The organism is Asaia astilbis JCM 15831 (assembly GCF_000613845.1).
GTDB lineage: Bacteria > Pseudomonadota > Alphaproteobacteria > Acetobacterales > Acetobacteraceae > Asaia > Asaia astilbis.
The window spans coordinates 19400-32386 of record NZ_BAJT01000018.1 but is presented as its reverse complement, the minus strand read 5'-3'; the positions used below and the strand labels follow the sequence as shown (position 1 = coordinate 32386).

The following is a 12987-nucleotide window of genomic DNA, read 5'->3' as shown; positions in this document are numbered from 1 at the left end:
ATCTCTCCAGGTCGTGGCCTTGAAATTACTCTGCTGCGGCGCGTTCGCGCGCAATCGGGGCAAAGCTTCCGTCGCGTAGCGAAGCTTCGAGCTGTTCGAGCGAACGACCGCGGGTTTCGGGGACGTAACGCAGGACAAAGAAGAACGAGAGCGCGTTGACTGCGGCAAACAGCCAGAACGTGCCACCAGCGCCCAAAGCCTTCACCATGCTGAGCGTGGTGAGCGAGATGATGAGATCTGCACCCCAGTGGCTGGCAGCGACAAGGCTCATACCCGTGCCACGGCACGACAGCGGGAAGACTTCAGCACCAACCAGCCAGATGGCGACGGAAAGACTGCCGACATTGAAGACGACATAACCGACAACAGCGGCAGCGGTTACAAAGGCGCCCCAGCCATGGGTCTGGCCCGTAAAGAACATGAAGCCGAGCAGAACCAATGAGACGACGGCACCCGGGATCATGCGGAGCATCAGGGTGCGGCGTCCCCAGGCATCGACAGCCCAGCCACCGAAGGCGACCGTACCAACCATGGAGAAACCGATGGCGACCGAAGTCAGCAATGCAGAAGACTGGCCAAACCCGGCATCGGCAAAGATGGTGGGCGCGTAATACATCACCGCATTAATGCCGGTGAGCTGGCAAAGAAGGGCGATACCGACAGCGGCGATGGTGGCGGGACGCACCCAGGCCTTGAACACTTCGGAAAGCGGTGCCTTCTCGTCGTGCTGGTCCTGAATATCCTGCAACTCACGATCGGCTTCGGCGTCCGTCTTGCGCACGCTCCGCAGCACCGTACGGGCTTTTTCGAATTCACCCTGCATCGCCAGCCAGCGCGGGCTGTTAGGCAGAAAGAGCATTCCGACAAACAGGATCACAGCCGGAATGACACCCAGACCGAACATCAGACGCCAGGAATATTCCTGCAACACATAACCGGTGATGAACGAAATCAGCTGACCGAAGGCAATCGCGAACTGGAACGCCACAACGAGAGAGCCACGGCGCTCCGGCGGTGCGATTTCAGCGATATAGATCGGCACGATCTGCGACGAGGCACCGATAGCCAGACCGAGGATGAGGCGCGCGAAGGTCAGGACGAAGACCGTATGGGCAAACGTGACAATCACAGTTCCGATCAGGAACAATGTCGCGGCTGCAATGATTGTCCGACGGCGACCAAGCTTGTCAGAGAGCGGCGCGGCGGAAATGCATCCGATCAGCGCGCCGAGAATGACTGCCGAGGTGACGATTTCGGCGCTCTCCGTGCTCAGCTGAAACTGCGGTGTCAGCTGCAGCAGCGCGGCGGAGATAATCCCCGTATCATAGCCGAAAAGCAGACCGCCTGTGGCGGCGATGACGGCTATGAAGTTGGTAAGGGCGTGCCCTCGCGGGCGTGGTTTGGAAGCCATTGCGGAACCTTGTTTGGAAAACTCAGCAGAGCGAACTCTGAGATTACAGCCAAGTTAGTTCCACACGACAATGCTACAAGGTCAACGCCCAATATGTGATTTTAACCAAAAATCTTGTTGAATATGCGGTCTACGGCAACAAGATGTCGTGTGCTGTCCATCGCGTCGTCCAGGACCTTTGAATCGACGCGTCCGGCAACCTCGGGATCGTTGTCGAGATTTTCGCGGAAGCTGCGCCCTTCGGGCTCGCCGAGCTTGGTCCAGGTCTCCATCGCATTGTGCTGGACGATACGATAGGCATCCTCACGGGAAATGCCCGAACGCGCGAGTGCAAGCAGCACCTCACCGGAATGCACAACGCCTCCGAGCGATTCAAGATTGGCCATCATGCGCTCAGGATAGACCACCAGCTTGTCCATCATGCCGGCGAGACGCATCAGGGCGAAATCCAGCCCGATTGTGGCGTCAGGGCCAATATTACGCTCGACGGAAGAGTGGCTGATATCGCGCTCGTGCCACAACGCCACATTCTCGAGCGCGGGCACGACATGCGAGCGGACCAGACGCGCCAGCCCGGTCAGGTTTTCTGACAGAACCGGATTGCGCTTATGCGGCATTGCCGAGCTGCCCTTCTGGCCCGGATGGAAGAACTCTTCCGCCTCGCGCACTTCAGAACGCTGGAGATGACGCACTTCAACCGAAAGACGCTCAATGCCGCTGGCAATGACACCCAGCGCACAGAAATAGGCGGCGTGACGATCACGCGGGATCACCTGCGTCGACACGTCTTCCGCTGCGAGGCCGAGGCGTTCTGCCACAAATTCCTCAACGCGCGGATCGATATGGGCATAGGTGCCAACGGCGCCTGAAATCGCGCAGATCGCAATTTCCTTGCGTGCAGCAAGCAGACGCTCACGGTTACGGGCGAATTCGGCGTAATGGCCGGCAATCTTGAGGCCAAAACTCGTCGGCTCGGCATGGATGGCGTGCGAGCGACCGATGGTGACCGTCTTCTTGTGTGCAAAGGCCTGCTTCTTGAGCGCGGCCAGCACCGCATCGAGATCGGCAAGCAGCAAATCCGTCGCCTGAACGAGCTGAACAGAGAAGCACGTATCGAGCACGTCCGACGACGTCATGCCCAGATGCACGAAACGGCTTTCCGGACCGACCTTTTCTGCAAGCCAGGTCAGAAACGCGATCACGTCATGGCGGGTGACAGCTCGATCTCATCGATACGGGCAACGTCAACGTCAGAAAACGCAGCCATGGCTGCATCGCCGCGCTCGCGGATGACCTTGGCAGCTTCCTTGGGCATGTCGCCCAGCTCGGCCATTGCCTCGCATGCCAGCGCCTCGATCTCGAACCAGATGCGATATCGGTTGGTGGGGGACCAGATGGCGGTCATTTCGGGGCGGCTGTAGCGAGGCACCATGGTCGGGCTGACTCCTTAGATAATCGACACAACAAAGAAGGACAGGTCGAAAAGAGGGCTCCTCTTACCTCAAGATGCGCCTCGCGAACACACCCGATATCGTCTGGACACCCGGTGCTGCGAATTGCGCTCTCGTGGGGCTTTGACTAGCATCACCTCTCCATGAAAATTCGGAGGTTTATGTGACGCCTGATCTTACCTGGCATGCCCTTGCAGCACTTGCCCAGGTTATCCTGATCGACATCACCCTCGCCGGGGATAACGCGGTTGTCATCGGCATGGTCGTTCGAGGCCTGCCTGCGCATCAGAGACGCAAGGCCATTCTGGTCGGTGTCATTGCCGCCGCCCTCATGCGCATCGCGCTTGCCCTGGTTGCGTCACGCCTTCTCTCGGTACTCGGCCTCACCTTTGCCGGCGGTCTGCTGCTGCTCTGGGTGTGCTGGAAGATGTATCAGGAGCTTCGCCATCCCGAAGAGATGACCGGCGAGGCCAAGAGCGGTTCGCTGTCCAAAGCCATATTCCGGATCATCGTGGCCGATCTCTCAATGAGCCTCGATAACGTTCTGGCCGTAGCGGGCGCCGCCATCGGGCACCCTTACGTGCTTGTGACTGGCCTTGCCTTCTCGGTCGTGCTGATGGGGGCGGCGGCGACGCTCGTTGCCAATCTGCTGAACCGCTATCGCTGGATCGCCTGGCTCGGCCTCGCCATCGTCGCCTTCGTCGCTTGCGAGCTGATCTACAAGGGCAGCATGGAGATCGTGCATCATGTCTCGGGTTAAGTCGTTTCTTCTGACGGGATCGCTCATCTTCCTGACCGGGTGCAGTTCACACGCGCAGGAGCAGCTGCCTCCAACCCAATCGGAAGAGCCCCTCGGCCTGAGCGACACGACACCGGAAGATCCGGCCCTGTCGTCGAGCGCAATGACACATCCACCCGATGTCTCGACGCGCCTCGATCAGTGGCTCGCTCTGGTCCAGCCGGGAGCACAGGCAACAGCACGCGCCTATGCCGATTTTCTGGACCAGACGCCAAGCTGGCCTGAGCGTGGCACCATGATGGCGCGTTATCAGCAGGCGCTTGCAACACGCACTGACGATGCGGATCTGCCAGCGCTCTGCCGAGAGAGCCTCTGACAGGCGTTCAGGCCTTCTCACGCTGCGCCTCCTTCCTGCCAAATGCAGCAGAGCAGGCAAGGCGTATCTGGCGTAACGGTGCCGATCGGGAAACAGACGCGGCCATTATCCTTGCCGATTACAGTGCCTCCCTGACAGCTGACGATCACTGGGCAAGGTTCCAGCGTCAGGTTCGTACGCGTCAGTTCACGGCCGCAGGTCGACAGGTGGCGTTGCTTAACCCACAGCGTCGCATAACCGCGCGCGCTCTGATTGCCCTGCAATCCAATTCCCCTGACGCTGCATCGCAGTTCAGTGCCCTCACCCTGGCTCAGCGCGCTGAGCCGATGCTGATGATCGCGCGTCTCAAGCAACTCCGTCGCGCATCGGATTATGAAGGCGCCTACGCACTCTGGCAGCAGGAAGGGTTTTCTGCACAAAAGCATACGCCCTCACCTGCCCTGACGAATGAACGTATGGCGCTCGCCCGGGCGTTTTTGATGCAAGGCTCGGTCCAGCAGGCCCGCGCATTGGCCGACGATACGACCCTTTCGTCAAACGCCACCGCAGGTCTCGAAGCCCGCTTCCTGCGCGGCTGGATCGATCTGCGCTTTTTAAAGAACCCCGCGCAGGCGCGTGATGCGTTTCTCCTGCTTTCCCGCCAGACAAGCCTGATCACCAAAAGCCGCGGCTTCTACTGGCTGGCCAGAAGCTATGCTGCCGAAGGCGATGCTGCTCAGGCGCAAGCGGCCTATGCGCAGGCCGCGACCATGCCGACCGTCTTCTACGGACAGCTCGCCCTTGCCGCACTCAATGGCCGTGATGACACGCTCCTCCCTAGCGGAAGCGACGTACCGGGCCTGTCTGCTGCGCTGTCGAGACTGCCGGCGCTTCAAAGTGGGACCATCTCACGAAGCGATCTCGTCGAGGCGGCACGTCTGTTGCATGAGCGCGGTGACGACGATCACGCCCGTGAATTCCTGATGCTCGGCTACAGCGCGGTGCAGGACGCCGCAGGTCAGGCAGCGCTTGCCCGGTTTGCGCTATCGATCGACACGCTGGAGCCCGCCGTCTTTGCCGCACGCCGTACGGGTCGTCTCGGCTCTGCTCTTTATCCTGAGGGCTGGCCCGTTTTCGATGCCGCACAGGCCGAAGGGGACTCCCTGCCCCGAGGTCTCGCTCTGGGCGTAGCCCGTCAGGAAAGCAGCTTCAACGCCCATGTTGCGAGCCCGGCGCGGGCAATCGGCCTGATGCAGCTTCAATCCGGGACAGCAAAAGACGTCGCCCGACGGGCGGGGTTGAGCGGCTGGATACCAGCATCAGCGGATTGCGCGACCCCGCGACCAATCTCACGCTTGGCCGCACCTATCTGTCACAGCTGCTCACCCGCTTCGATCAGGTCGTGCCGGTTGTTCTCTCGGCCTATAATGCTGGGCCTCACCGCACCGATCTCTGGCTGGCGAGCCTTCCACTGCCGCAACCTCTCACGCAGGCCGGCTGATCGACTGGATCGAGAGCCTCCCTTATGAGGAAACACGCTCTTATATCCAGCGCGTCGAGGAAAACATGGCACTTTATCGCGTGCTCGAGGCAGGAAGTCATGGCTGAGACGTTGCTCACGCTTGAGACCCTTAGCGATAAAGCCGCGCAGGTCCTCTCTCGCCTTCAGTCGCATCGTCAGCGTCTCGTGACGGCAGAAAGCTGCACGGGCGGTTTGATAGCAGCACTGCTTACCGCTCATGCAGGCTCGTCGGAGATGATTGAGGGCGGCCTTGTGACCTACTCGAACGTTTTAAAACAAGCCGTTCTGGATGTAGCCACCAAGACCCTTGCCGAGCACGGCGCCGTCAGCGAGCCTGTCGCAGTGGAAATGGCCATGGGTGCCTTGGCCTGCGCGGAAGACGCGACGATCTCCGTCGCCGTGACGGGGATCGCAGGTCCAGGTGGCGGTAGCGAGACGAAACCAGTGGGCACCGTCTGTCTCTGCCTGATGCACGGAACGAAAAATCCAGTGCATGAGACCGCCTTTTTCCCGGGCGACCGGGAGGCCGTGCGACTGGCGACCGTCAACAGGGCCTTCGATCTGATCCTCAACGCTCTCTGAGCGTCCTGCTCGGCCGTTCGAGGCCAAACGGGACGCTCAGTGACGAGAGGCTCAGTTTTCGATGTGCTGAACCACCTCAAAGCCTTCGAAGACCGGCGGGCCGAGGGTCAGGGGCTTGTTGCCGCCTGCCCCGGCATGGGCCTTGCGGAACTGCTCCGACTGAGTCCAAGCCTTGAAAGCCTCGTGGGACTCCCAGACGGTATGGGACGACCACAGGATATGATCGTCCTTAACCGGCCCGCGCAGCAAAGCGAATGATTTGAAACCGGGGACGGTTGTCAGAAGCACTTCGCGGTCGAGCCAGCGTTGACGAAACGCGTCTTCGCTCTCGGGAAGAACCTGAAACCTGTTCATGGCGATATACATCGACGATACCTTTGTGACTCTATGATGAACCGGGCAGAACAAGATCGTGCGGCAGGATAAAGGGCCGTCCGGTCTCATGGTGATGGCCGAGAATGCTGTTCGGTAGTCCGAACACATCCGCGAGCATTTCTGAAGTAATAATCTCGTTTGCCGTGCCCGAAGCGTAAACACGCCCCTTATCGAGCACCACAATTTGATCGGCAAAGGCGGCCGCCCAGTTCAGGTCGTGTAAAATAGCCAGACACGCCCCGCCCTTGCCTGTATGCGCCCGAGCGAGAGACAGGATCTGTCCCTGACGAGCAATATCCTGCGCCGAAACGGGTTCGTCCAGAAACAGGAATCCTTTATGACTGTGCCAACGCAGCTGAACGAGGATCCGTGCCAGATGCGCGCGCTGGCGCTCCCCGCCAGAAAGCGTGGTGACGTCACGCTGAGCCAGAGCCTCAAGCCCCACCTCTTCGACCGTCTCGGCAACAAGCCGCGCCAGACGCTCGCGCTCCTGCGTTCCTCTCCAGCCCGGAACACCGAAACGCACGAGTTCCGCCACCGAGAAACGCGCGTCAAGTGTCTGTTCCTGGGTCAGCATCGCTCTTCGAGACGCGAGCTCGGCAGCCGTGAAGGTCGATAAGGGTTTCGACCCCAGCGTTACGGCTCCCTCACAGGGCGCGAGGAGGCCGGCAGCAACACGCATCAGCGTGCTCTTGCCTGCCCCATTCGGGCCGATCACCGCCACGAACTCGCTCAGAGCGAGCGAGAGTGAGACTTCTTCAAGCAGAAACCGACCCTGACGACGCACACTGACCTCATCAAGCACAAGACGGTCATTCTCGCGCAGGGTCATGAGGAGATCTCCTGATCGGATCGCCGCATCAGCAACCAGATGAAGACAGGCGCCCCAAGTGCCGCAGTGATAATCCCGACCGGCACATCGGACGGAGATGCAATGATCCGCGCAACAGTATCCGACAAAACAAGCAATACGGCGCCAAGGAGCGCACTACCGGGAACGAGAAAGCGATGGTCGGGACCGCTCACCAGCCTGACGAGATGCGGCACAATCACCCCGACAAAACCGATCACGCCCGAAAAAGCGACCGCAGGACCGACCGCAAAAGTCACGGCAAGCAGGCACAGGATTTTCACCCATCCGACCCGACACCCCATCAACGCGGCGTTTTCCTCTCCCAGAAGCATCAGGTTGAGCGGTCGGGAAAGTGCCATGAGAAGCGCGAGCGAACCCAGAGTGAAAGGCGCGAGAATCTCGACCTCACGCCAGCGCACGCCGGACAGACTGCCCATGGTCCAGAAGGTCAGATCCCGCAGCGCTGAATCATTGGCACGATAGAGCAGGATACCGGTCACTGAAGAGGCCAGAGCCCCAAGCGCAACACCGGCCAGTACGAGGCGCGTGGTGGAAAGCCGCCCCTGACGGGTCGAGAATCCCTGAAGGATGGCTGTCATGAAACACGCCCCAAGCATCCCGCCCGCCGGGATTCCCCAACGGGCCACAACGCCCGAACCGAACCAGAATGTTCCTTCGACGATCATCAGCGCAGCGCCCAGCGCCGCCCCTGACGAGACGCCGATGAGGCCCGGATCCGCCAGCGGGTTGCGAAACAGTCCCTGCATGACTGCCCCGCTGCGCCAAGTCCGGCACCGACCAGAAGACCGAGCATGATACGTGGCAGCCTGATCCCGTAGATAATCAGATGGGCGACGGCAGGATCATCGATGCCATTGGGATGGATACCAAACCCTGTCGCGCCCGAAGCCAAAGCCAGAAGAAGGCTTGCTGCCAGCGCGAGCGAGAGAAGTGCAAACGCCGAGACCAGATTGAGCCGTCGGACGCTCATGCAGGCTGCGTATGCTTGACGATCTGCTGGGCAAGTTCGAGGGCGGCCTCCGCCGTGCGCGGACCGAAACCAAGGAGCTTCTCGCCTTCCATGTCGATAATCGCCTTGCGCTGCCCGGCGGGGGTCAACATGACGGCGTCATCGGCCAGAAGAGCGTCCCGCATCGTCTGCCCACCCTGACTCATCATCAGGATCACATCCGGCTTCAGGACAATCAGAGCCTCGCGCTCAAGCGCTTTGTAGCCCTGCATGTCACTCCCTGCATTCGTCGCTCCCGCAAGGGAGATAATCGCATCCGCTGCTGTCCCGGTCCCAGCCGCCATCGGCCGTCCATTCACCACGCGCATAACAAACAGCACACGAGGCTTTTGAGGGTGCAGCTCCTTCCACGCCTTGAGCGTGCGCAGCTGGTTGTCCAGCCGCACAACCATCGACGCGCCCGCTTCTCCTGCGCCAATGATCCGCGCAAGCGTCAGAATGCGCTTGCGAACGGCATCGAGCGACGGCGTGGCATCGACCATGACGATCGGCGTCGATGACTCCATGATCTGATCGATGGCATTCGCCGGACCGGAATCGTTCATCGCCAGCACGAGATCGGGCTTGAGGGAAAGAACCCCTTCCGACGAGAGCTGGCGCATATAGCCGACTGACTTCTTTTCACGCAGAGCAGCCACCGGATAGGTGGAGGTGATATCGACCCCGACAATCCTGTCCGAAGCACCCAGCGCATAAAGTGTTTCGGTAATCGTGCCACCAATAGAAACGATGCGGTTCATCGAGCCGAGAGTGACGCGGCGCCCGCGGCAATCCTCGACCTGCACGTCTCGTTTTTCCCCCGCACGTGCAGCGCGCGACGCGGCCCCTGACATACCGGTTGCGAGGGCTGAAAGCCCGAACTGACGTCTACCGAACAAGATGATGCTCATGAATACCTCCGTCGGCCGAATGCCGCTGGCCAGAAGCTGTTGCTTCTTTCCCTCACCTGATGCGGCGGAGCATTAGAGGAGTTTTTTCCACCTTGCAAGTGCGAAGCATTCTCAATAACCACCCTCAGACCTTCTTACACGATTCTTGGGGCTGAACTGATGATTTCAACTCGCCGGGTACTATACCTCTCCTCCGCTCTTGCCTTGATCGCGCTGCATGACCGAACCGCTCAGGCTCAGAGCGCCAATGCGGACACTCTTTCTGCGCGCTCGACCGCACAAAAAAGCCCGTCGACACAGGCATTGGCCGGTCAGCGTCGGGCGACCCAGTCCGCCGGGGCCGGCGCAGGTGAAATCGCTCTGCCGAGCGTCAAGGTGCATGGTGATGCGGACACGGCGACGCCTCAGGCCAGTAGCACCATAACGCGCAAGGACATGCTCCGCGTGCAGCCCACAGAGCCTTACATGGTGCTGACAGGGCTGCCCGGTGTGTTTTTTCAGAATGACGGCTCCCCTTCCCTCGCAATCTCCATCCGCGGCATGCAGGATTTCGGGCGCGTCAATGTGATGGTCGACGGCGCGAGACAGAATTTTCAGACCAGCAGCCATGGTGCCAATGGGAGCGTCTATGTCGATCCCGCCCTTCTCGGAGGCCTCGATGTTTCTCGCGGCACGGTCGCAACAGCCGATGGTGCGGGCGCCATCGCGGGCGTGGTCAATATGCACACGCTTGGCGTCGATGATCTGGTCGAGTCCGGAAAGCGCTATGGCGTCATGGCGCGGGCCGTCGGCGGCTCGAATAATTATGACGGCTCCGGCGTGGTTGGCGCGGGCGTTCGCTTTCGCCCCTGGCTCGGTATTGCAGCAGGCTTCAGCATGCGAAGCTCGGGCAATTACGAAGATGGCAACGGGGAGCGCATTCCCAATACGTATCAGCGCCTTCAGTCAGGCCTCTTCAAGATCGATATCAAGCCGGGACAAGATCAGAGCCTGACACTGGGGACGGTGATTTATCACAATCAGTTCGGTCAGGGGACGGAAGGAATTCCCGGACGTAACGAGATCCAGAACAATCAGGGTAATATCGAGTATCGCTTTACGCCCCATGACAACAAATTCGTCGCGCTGCATGTGAAGGGCTATGTCGTCACGACCGGGCAGGACAACGCGATGCCCGCCTATCGCGCCGTAACCATGGCGGAAGCCAATCTCACGAGAACCGATCTGACGACCCTGGGATTTGAGGCCGATAACACCTCGAAATTCTCGCTGGGTCCGGTGCTTGCCTCGCTCAATTACGGCGGGGAGTATTATCATGACTCGGTCAAGACAAGGGACCAGACAGGATATGCCGGTTCAACCCCTACGGGCAGCCGCGGCGTCGGAAGCGCCTTCACCCAGCTCGCCCTGAACTGGAAGATCGTGCAGCTCACCGGGGCTTTAAGATATGACAGCTATCACTCCTCCGGCAGTGGCTATAATCAGGGAGCAGGCTTCACTCAGGTGCCGGTTGGCGCGTTCCACGCTTCTGGCAGCGCGGATGCCGTCAACCCGAAGGTCACGCTTGCCGTCACGCCGGTGCGTGGGCTGCAGCTTTATGGCAGCTACGGGCTTGGCTTTCGTCCACCCGCCATCACCGAAATGTTCATGGCCAGCTCTCATCCCGGCCTCAGTTTCCTGAAATTTGTCCCGAACCCGAACCTTGCCCCGGAACAGACCTATGGCTGGGAACTTGGCGCCAAGCTCAATTATCATGATGTGCTGACAGACGGCGACAAGGTCGAGTTCGACGGCGATTATTTCGATACGCGCATCAAAAACTATATTGCACAGACCCGTGTCACGGGCCGCCCGTCTGCGGGCTCGCGTATCCCGACTCTTGGTTATTTTTATCAGAACATGGCCGGCAACGCGTATACGAGGGGCTTCGAGGGACAGGCGAGCTATGACAATCGCTTTGTCTTCGCCACGCTCTCTTACACCAACACATCGACGGAGCTTCCCTTCCCCATCTATACGGGCTTTGGCGCCTTGCCGACCACGCCGCCCCGCTCCGTTCTGGCCGGCACGCTCGGCGTGCATCTTCTCGACAACAAGCTCTCGATTGGCGGACGCATCCGCGCTGCCACCCAGACACTCGGTCAGCCCACCAGCAGCACAGCACTCTATCCGAAACAGGGCGGCTATGTCGTCTTCGATCTCTTCAGCTCGTACCAGCTTACCAGGGAGCTTCAGATGTTCGTCAATGCCGATAACGTGACCAATCGACGGTATTTTACAAACGCCATTTCGACGATCCCCAATCAGGGCCTCACCGTAATGGGCGGCCTCAGCTTCGCCCTCTCGCGATAACCGTCTGAAGTGATCGACTACGCCCCTTGCACAGGGGCGTAGGGTGCGGCAGGCCTCCTTGCAGAAGGACAGAAGCCTTGAATGCCGCCTCTCACACGCCGCCTGCAATCGACCTCGAAATCCGTCTGGGGCGCTGGATCAGACGCTATCTGAGCGGTTTCCCCGCTCTCTTTGTGCTCTTCGTTCTCAAGCAGGGCTGGGCCTGCCTCTTTGGCGGGGTGATGCTGGGCGCTATCTTGCTCACTCATTTCTTCTGGTCATCGCAATGGACGCTCCAGCGCTACGATGCGCTCTTCATGTTTGCCATCGCGACACAGATCCTGTTTCTCCTGTTCCGTCTCGAGACGAGACAGGAAGCTGCGATCATCCTGATTTTTCATCTGACCGGCACGGCCATGGAATGGTTCAAGGTCTCGGCGGGGTCCTGGGCCTATCCCGAACCAGGCTTCTTCAAAATCATGAATGTGCCGCTCTTTTCGGGATTCATGTATGCCTCGGTCGGAAGTTACATGGCGCGGGTGATCCGTCTGTTCGACATGAAATTTCACCCCTATCCCCCGTTCTGGCTTTCTCTCGCTCTGGCTCTCGCATCTATCTCAATTTCTTCACGCATCACTTCATGATCGATTTACGCTGGGTTCTGGTGATGGCCACGGTCCTCCTCTATGGCAGGTGCTGGATCAGCTATCGCATTGTAGAAACACGCTGGCGCATGAGGCTCCCCCTCGCCGCTTTTCTCTCCAGCATCGCCTTATGGATTGCCGAAAATATCGGCACCTTCACAGGGACATGGCTCTACGCCCATCGACGCTTCACCTGGGTAGTGCACCCACAGAAACTCGTCTCCTGGTATCTCCTGCTCTATGTTGCGTTCATCTCTGTCACGCTGCTTCTGCGCCCGGATCGAGGAAGACCCATCCAGAGTGTCGCCGAGCCATGACTCATGGGCCTGTCAGACCGGGTAGACCGACCACGCGGCAGCTTTGGCATCTCATCGCGACGATCGTCATCGCGGGATTGATTTGCCGCCTCGCACCCCTTGGGCTCGACCCTTGGGTCAAAAAATGGAGTGGCTCTGTTTTGTGGGGCTCCCTCTTCTGGTGCCTGAGCGCCCTCCTCATCCCCAAAGGCAGTCGTTTTACACAGCTCGCGCTCGCTTGCGTTGCAGTTACAGGGAGTGAGATCCTCAAACTGGTCCATGTCCCGTTCCTGGATGCGATGCGCATGACGAGCATCGGGAGCTTTCTTTTAGGCCGGCATTTCGCGTGGCTCGACCTCCTGGCTTACGCATTCGGAGTCATGGCTGCCGAATTGACGGGTGCAGCCATGCAACAGGAAAAGAAAATCACATCCAAGCTTACGGAAGTCACGCCAAAAACAGGTAAATTATCGTTACTTGATCGCTCCAATGAGACACATATATGACA

At 59.6% G+C, this 12987-nt stretch carries 12 protein-coding genes and 2 pseudogenes; 7 read left to right on the top strand and 7 right to left on the bottom strand.

What is annotated here, in order from left to right; translation table 11 throughout:
• Window positions 1-25 precede the first annotated feature (25 nt).
• The gene (locus JCM15831_RS12825) at window positions 26-1411 is read right to left on the bottom strand and encodes a sugar porter family MFS transporter (RefSeq protein WP_025824580.1); all 1386 of its coding nucleotides are present in this window, start codon (window positions 1409-1411) and stop codon (window positions 26-28) included.
• 101 nt (window positions 1412-1512) lie between these two features.
• Window positions 1513-2843: pseudogene (gene purB, locus JCM15831_RS18990) on the bottom strand (adenylosuccinate lyase).
• A 182-nt stretch (window positions 2844-3025) separates the two neighbouring features.
• Here purB and JCM15831_RS12815 point away from each other — a divergent pair.
• From JCM15831_RS12815 to JCM15831_RS12805, 4 genes are all read left to right on the top strand, one after another.
• The gene (locus tag JCM15831_RS12815; protein WP_025824579.1) at window positions 3026-3622 is read left to right on the top strand and encodes a TerC family protein; all 597 of its coding nucleotides are present in this window, start codon (window positions 3026-3028) and stop codon (window positions 3620-3622) included.
• Window positions 3609-3977: a hypothetical protein gene (locus tag JCM15831_RS20505; protein ID WP_051528518.1), complete on the top strand. Its 369-nt coding sequence runs from the start codon at window positions 3609-3611 to the stop codon at window positions 3975-3977. The genes JCM15831_RS12815 and JCM15831_RS20505 overlap by 14 nt, the downstream gene beginning before the upstream one ends.
• A 206-nt stretch (window positions 3978-4183) precedes the next feature.
• A complete protein-coding gene (locus JCM15831_RS18985; RefSeq protein ID WP_051528517.1) occupies window positions 4184-5485 on the top strand; it encodes a transglycosylase SLT domain-containing protein in 1302 nt (433 codons plus the stop codon).
• A gap of 71 nt (window positions 5486-5556) precedes the next feature.
• A complete protein-coding gene (locus JCM15831_RS12805) occupies window positions 5557-6060 on the top strand; it encodes a CinA family protein (protein ID WP_025824578.1) in 504 nt (167 codons plus the stop codon).
• Between the two features lie 51 nt (window positions 6061-6111).
• On the opposite strand, the gene JCM15831_RS12800 is transcribed toward JCM15831_RS12805, so the two are convergent.
• Genes JCM15831_RS12800 through JCM15831_RS12785 form a run of 5 tightly spaced genes read right to left on the bottom strand, consistent with a single transcriptional unit; the run spans window position 6112 to window position 9208 of the window.
• Complete coding sequence (locus tag JCM15831_RS12800; RefSeq protein ID WP_025824577.1) at window positions 6112-6426, bottom strand: antibiotic biosynthesis monooxygenase family protein; 315 nt, start codon at window positions 6424-6426, stop codon at window positions 6112-6114.
• Window positions 6427-6445: 19 nt separating this feature from the next.
• Complete coding sequence (locus tag JCM15831_RS12795; protein ID WP_025824576.1) at window positions 6446-7267, bottom strand: heme ABC transporter ATP-binding protein; 822 nt, start codon at window positions 7265-7267, stop codon at window positions 6446-6448.
• Complete coding sequence (locus JCM15831_RS18980; RefSeq protein ID WP_084490701.1) at window positions 7264-8055, bottom strand: FecCD family ABC transporter permease; 792 nt, start codon at window positions 8053-8055, stop codon at window positions 7264-7266. Before JCM15831_RS18980 ends, JCM15831_RS12795 begins: the two co-directional genes overlap by 4 nt.
• Complete coding sequence (locus JCM15831_RS20500) at window positions 7974-8279, bottom strand: hypothetical protein (RefSeq protein WP_051528515.1); 306 nt, start codon at window positions 8277-8279, stop codon at window positions 7974-7976. Before JCM15831_RS20500 ends, JCM15831_RS18980 begins: the two co-directional genes overlap by 82 nt.
• Window positions 8276-9208 (bottom strand): heme/hemin ABC transporter substrate-binding protein, encoded by a 933-nt coding sequence (locus tag JCM15831_RS12785; protein ID WP_025824575.1) that lies wholly within the window; start codon window positions 9206-9208, stop codon window positions 8276-8278. The genes JCM15831_RS20500 and JCM15831_RS12785 overlap by 4 nt, the downstream gene beginning before the upstream one ends.
• 159 nt (window positions 9209-9367) lie before the next feature.
• On the opposite strand from JCM15831_RS12785, the gene JCM15831_RS12780 reads away from it, so the two are divergent.
• The 3 genes and pseudogenes from JCM15831_RS12780 (at window position 9368) to JCM15831_RS18970 (ending at window position 12985) form a co-directional block, all read left to right on the top strand.
• Window positions 9368-11560 carry a TonB-dependent receptor domain-containing protein gene (locus JCM15831_RS12780; protein WP_025824574.1) on the top strand — a complete coding sequence of 731 codons (2193 nt, stop codon included), beginning with the start codon at window positions 9368-9370 and terminating at the stop codon, window positions 11558-11560.
• A gap of 221 nt (window positions 11561-11781) precedes the next feature.
• A pseudogene (locus JCM15831_RS24065) lies at window positions 11782-12500 on the top strand (DUF817 domain-containing protein).
• Window positions 12497-12985 (top strand): ribosomal maturation YjgA family protein, encoded by a 489-nt coding sequence (locus JCM15831_RS18970; protein WP_025824573.1) that lies wholly within the window; start codon window positions 12497-12499, stop codon window positions 12983-12985. The pseudogene JCM15831_RS24065 and the gene JCM15831_RS18970 overlap by 4 nt, the downstream one beginning before the upstream one ends.
• The last annotated feature ends 2 nt before the right edge of the window (window positions 12986-12987 follow it).

Excerpts from the sequence above, each read along its gene's own strand:
- JCM15831_RS12825 (WP_025824580.1), bottom strand. The coding sequence starts at position 1,411 with ATGGCTTCCAAACCACGCCCGCGAGGGCACGCCCTTACCAACTTCATA.
- JCM15831_RS20505 (WP_051528518.1), top strand. The coding sequence starts at position 3,609 with ATGTCTCGGGTTAAGTCGTTTCTTCTGACGGGATCGCTCATCTTCCTG.
- JCM15831_RS12805 (WP_025824578.1), top strand. The coding sequence starts at position 5,557 with ATGGCTGAGACGTTGCTCACGCTTGAGACCCTTAGCGATAAAGCCGCG.
- JCM15831_RS12800 (WP_025824577.1), bottom strand. The coding sequence starts at position 6,426 with ATGTATATCGCCATGAACAGGTTTCAGGTTCTTCCCGAGAGCGAAGAC.
- JCM15831_RS12795 (WP_025824576.1), bottom strand. The coding sequence starts at position 7,267 with ATGACCCTGCGCGAGAATGACCGTCTTGTGCTTGATGAGGTCAGTGTG.
- JCM15831_RS18980 (WP_084490701.1), bottom strand. The coding sequence starts at position 8,055 with ATGCAGGGACTGTTTCGCAACCCGCTGGCGGATCCGGGCCTCATCGGC.
- JCM15831_RS20500 (WP_051528515.1), bottom strand. The coding sequence starts at position 8,279 with ATGAGCGTCCGACGGCTCAATCTGGTCTCGGCGTTTGCACTTCTCTCG.
- JCM15831_RS12785 (WP_025824575.1), bottom strand. The coding sequence starts at position 9,208 with ATGAGCATCATCTTGTTCGGTAGACGTCAGTTCGGGCTTTCAGCCCTC.
- JCM15831_RS12780 (WP_025824574.1), top strand. The coding sequence starts at position 9,368 with ATGATTTCAACTCGCCGGGTACTATACCTCTCCTCCGCTCTTGCCTTG.
- JCM15831_RS18970 (WP_025824573.1), top strand. The coding sequence starts at position 12,497 with ATGACTCATGGGCCTGTCAGACCGGGTAGACCGACCACGCGGCAGCTT.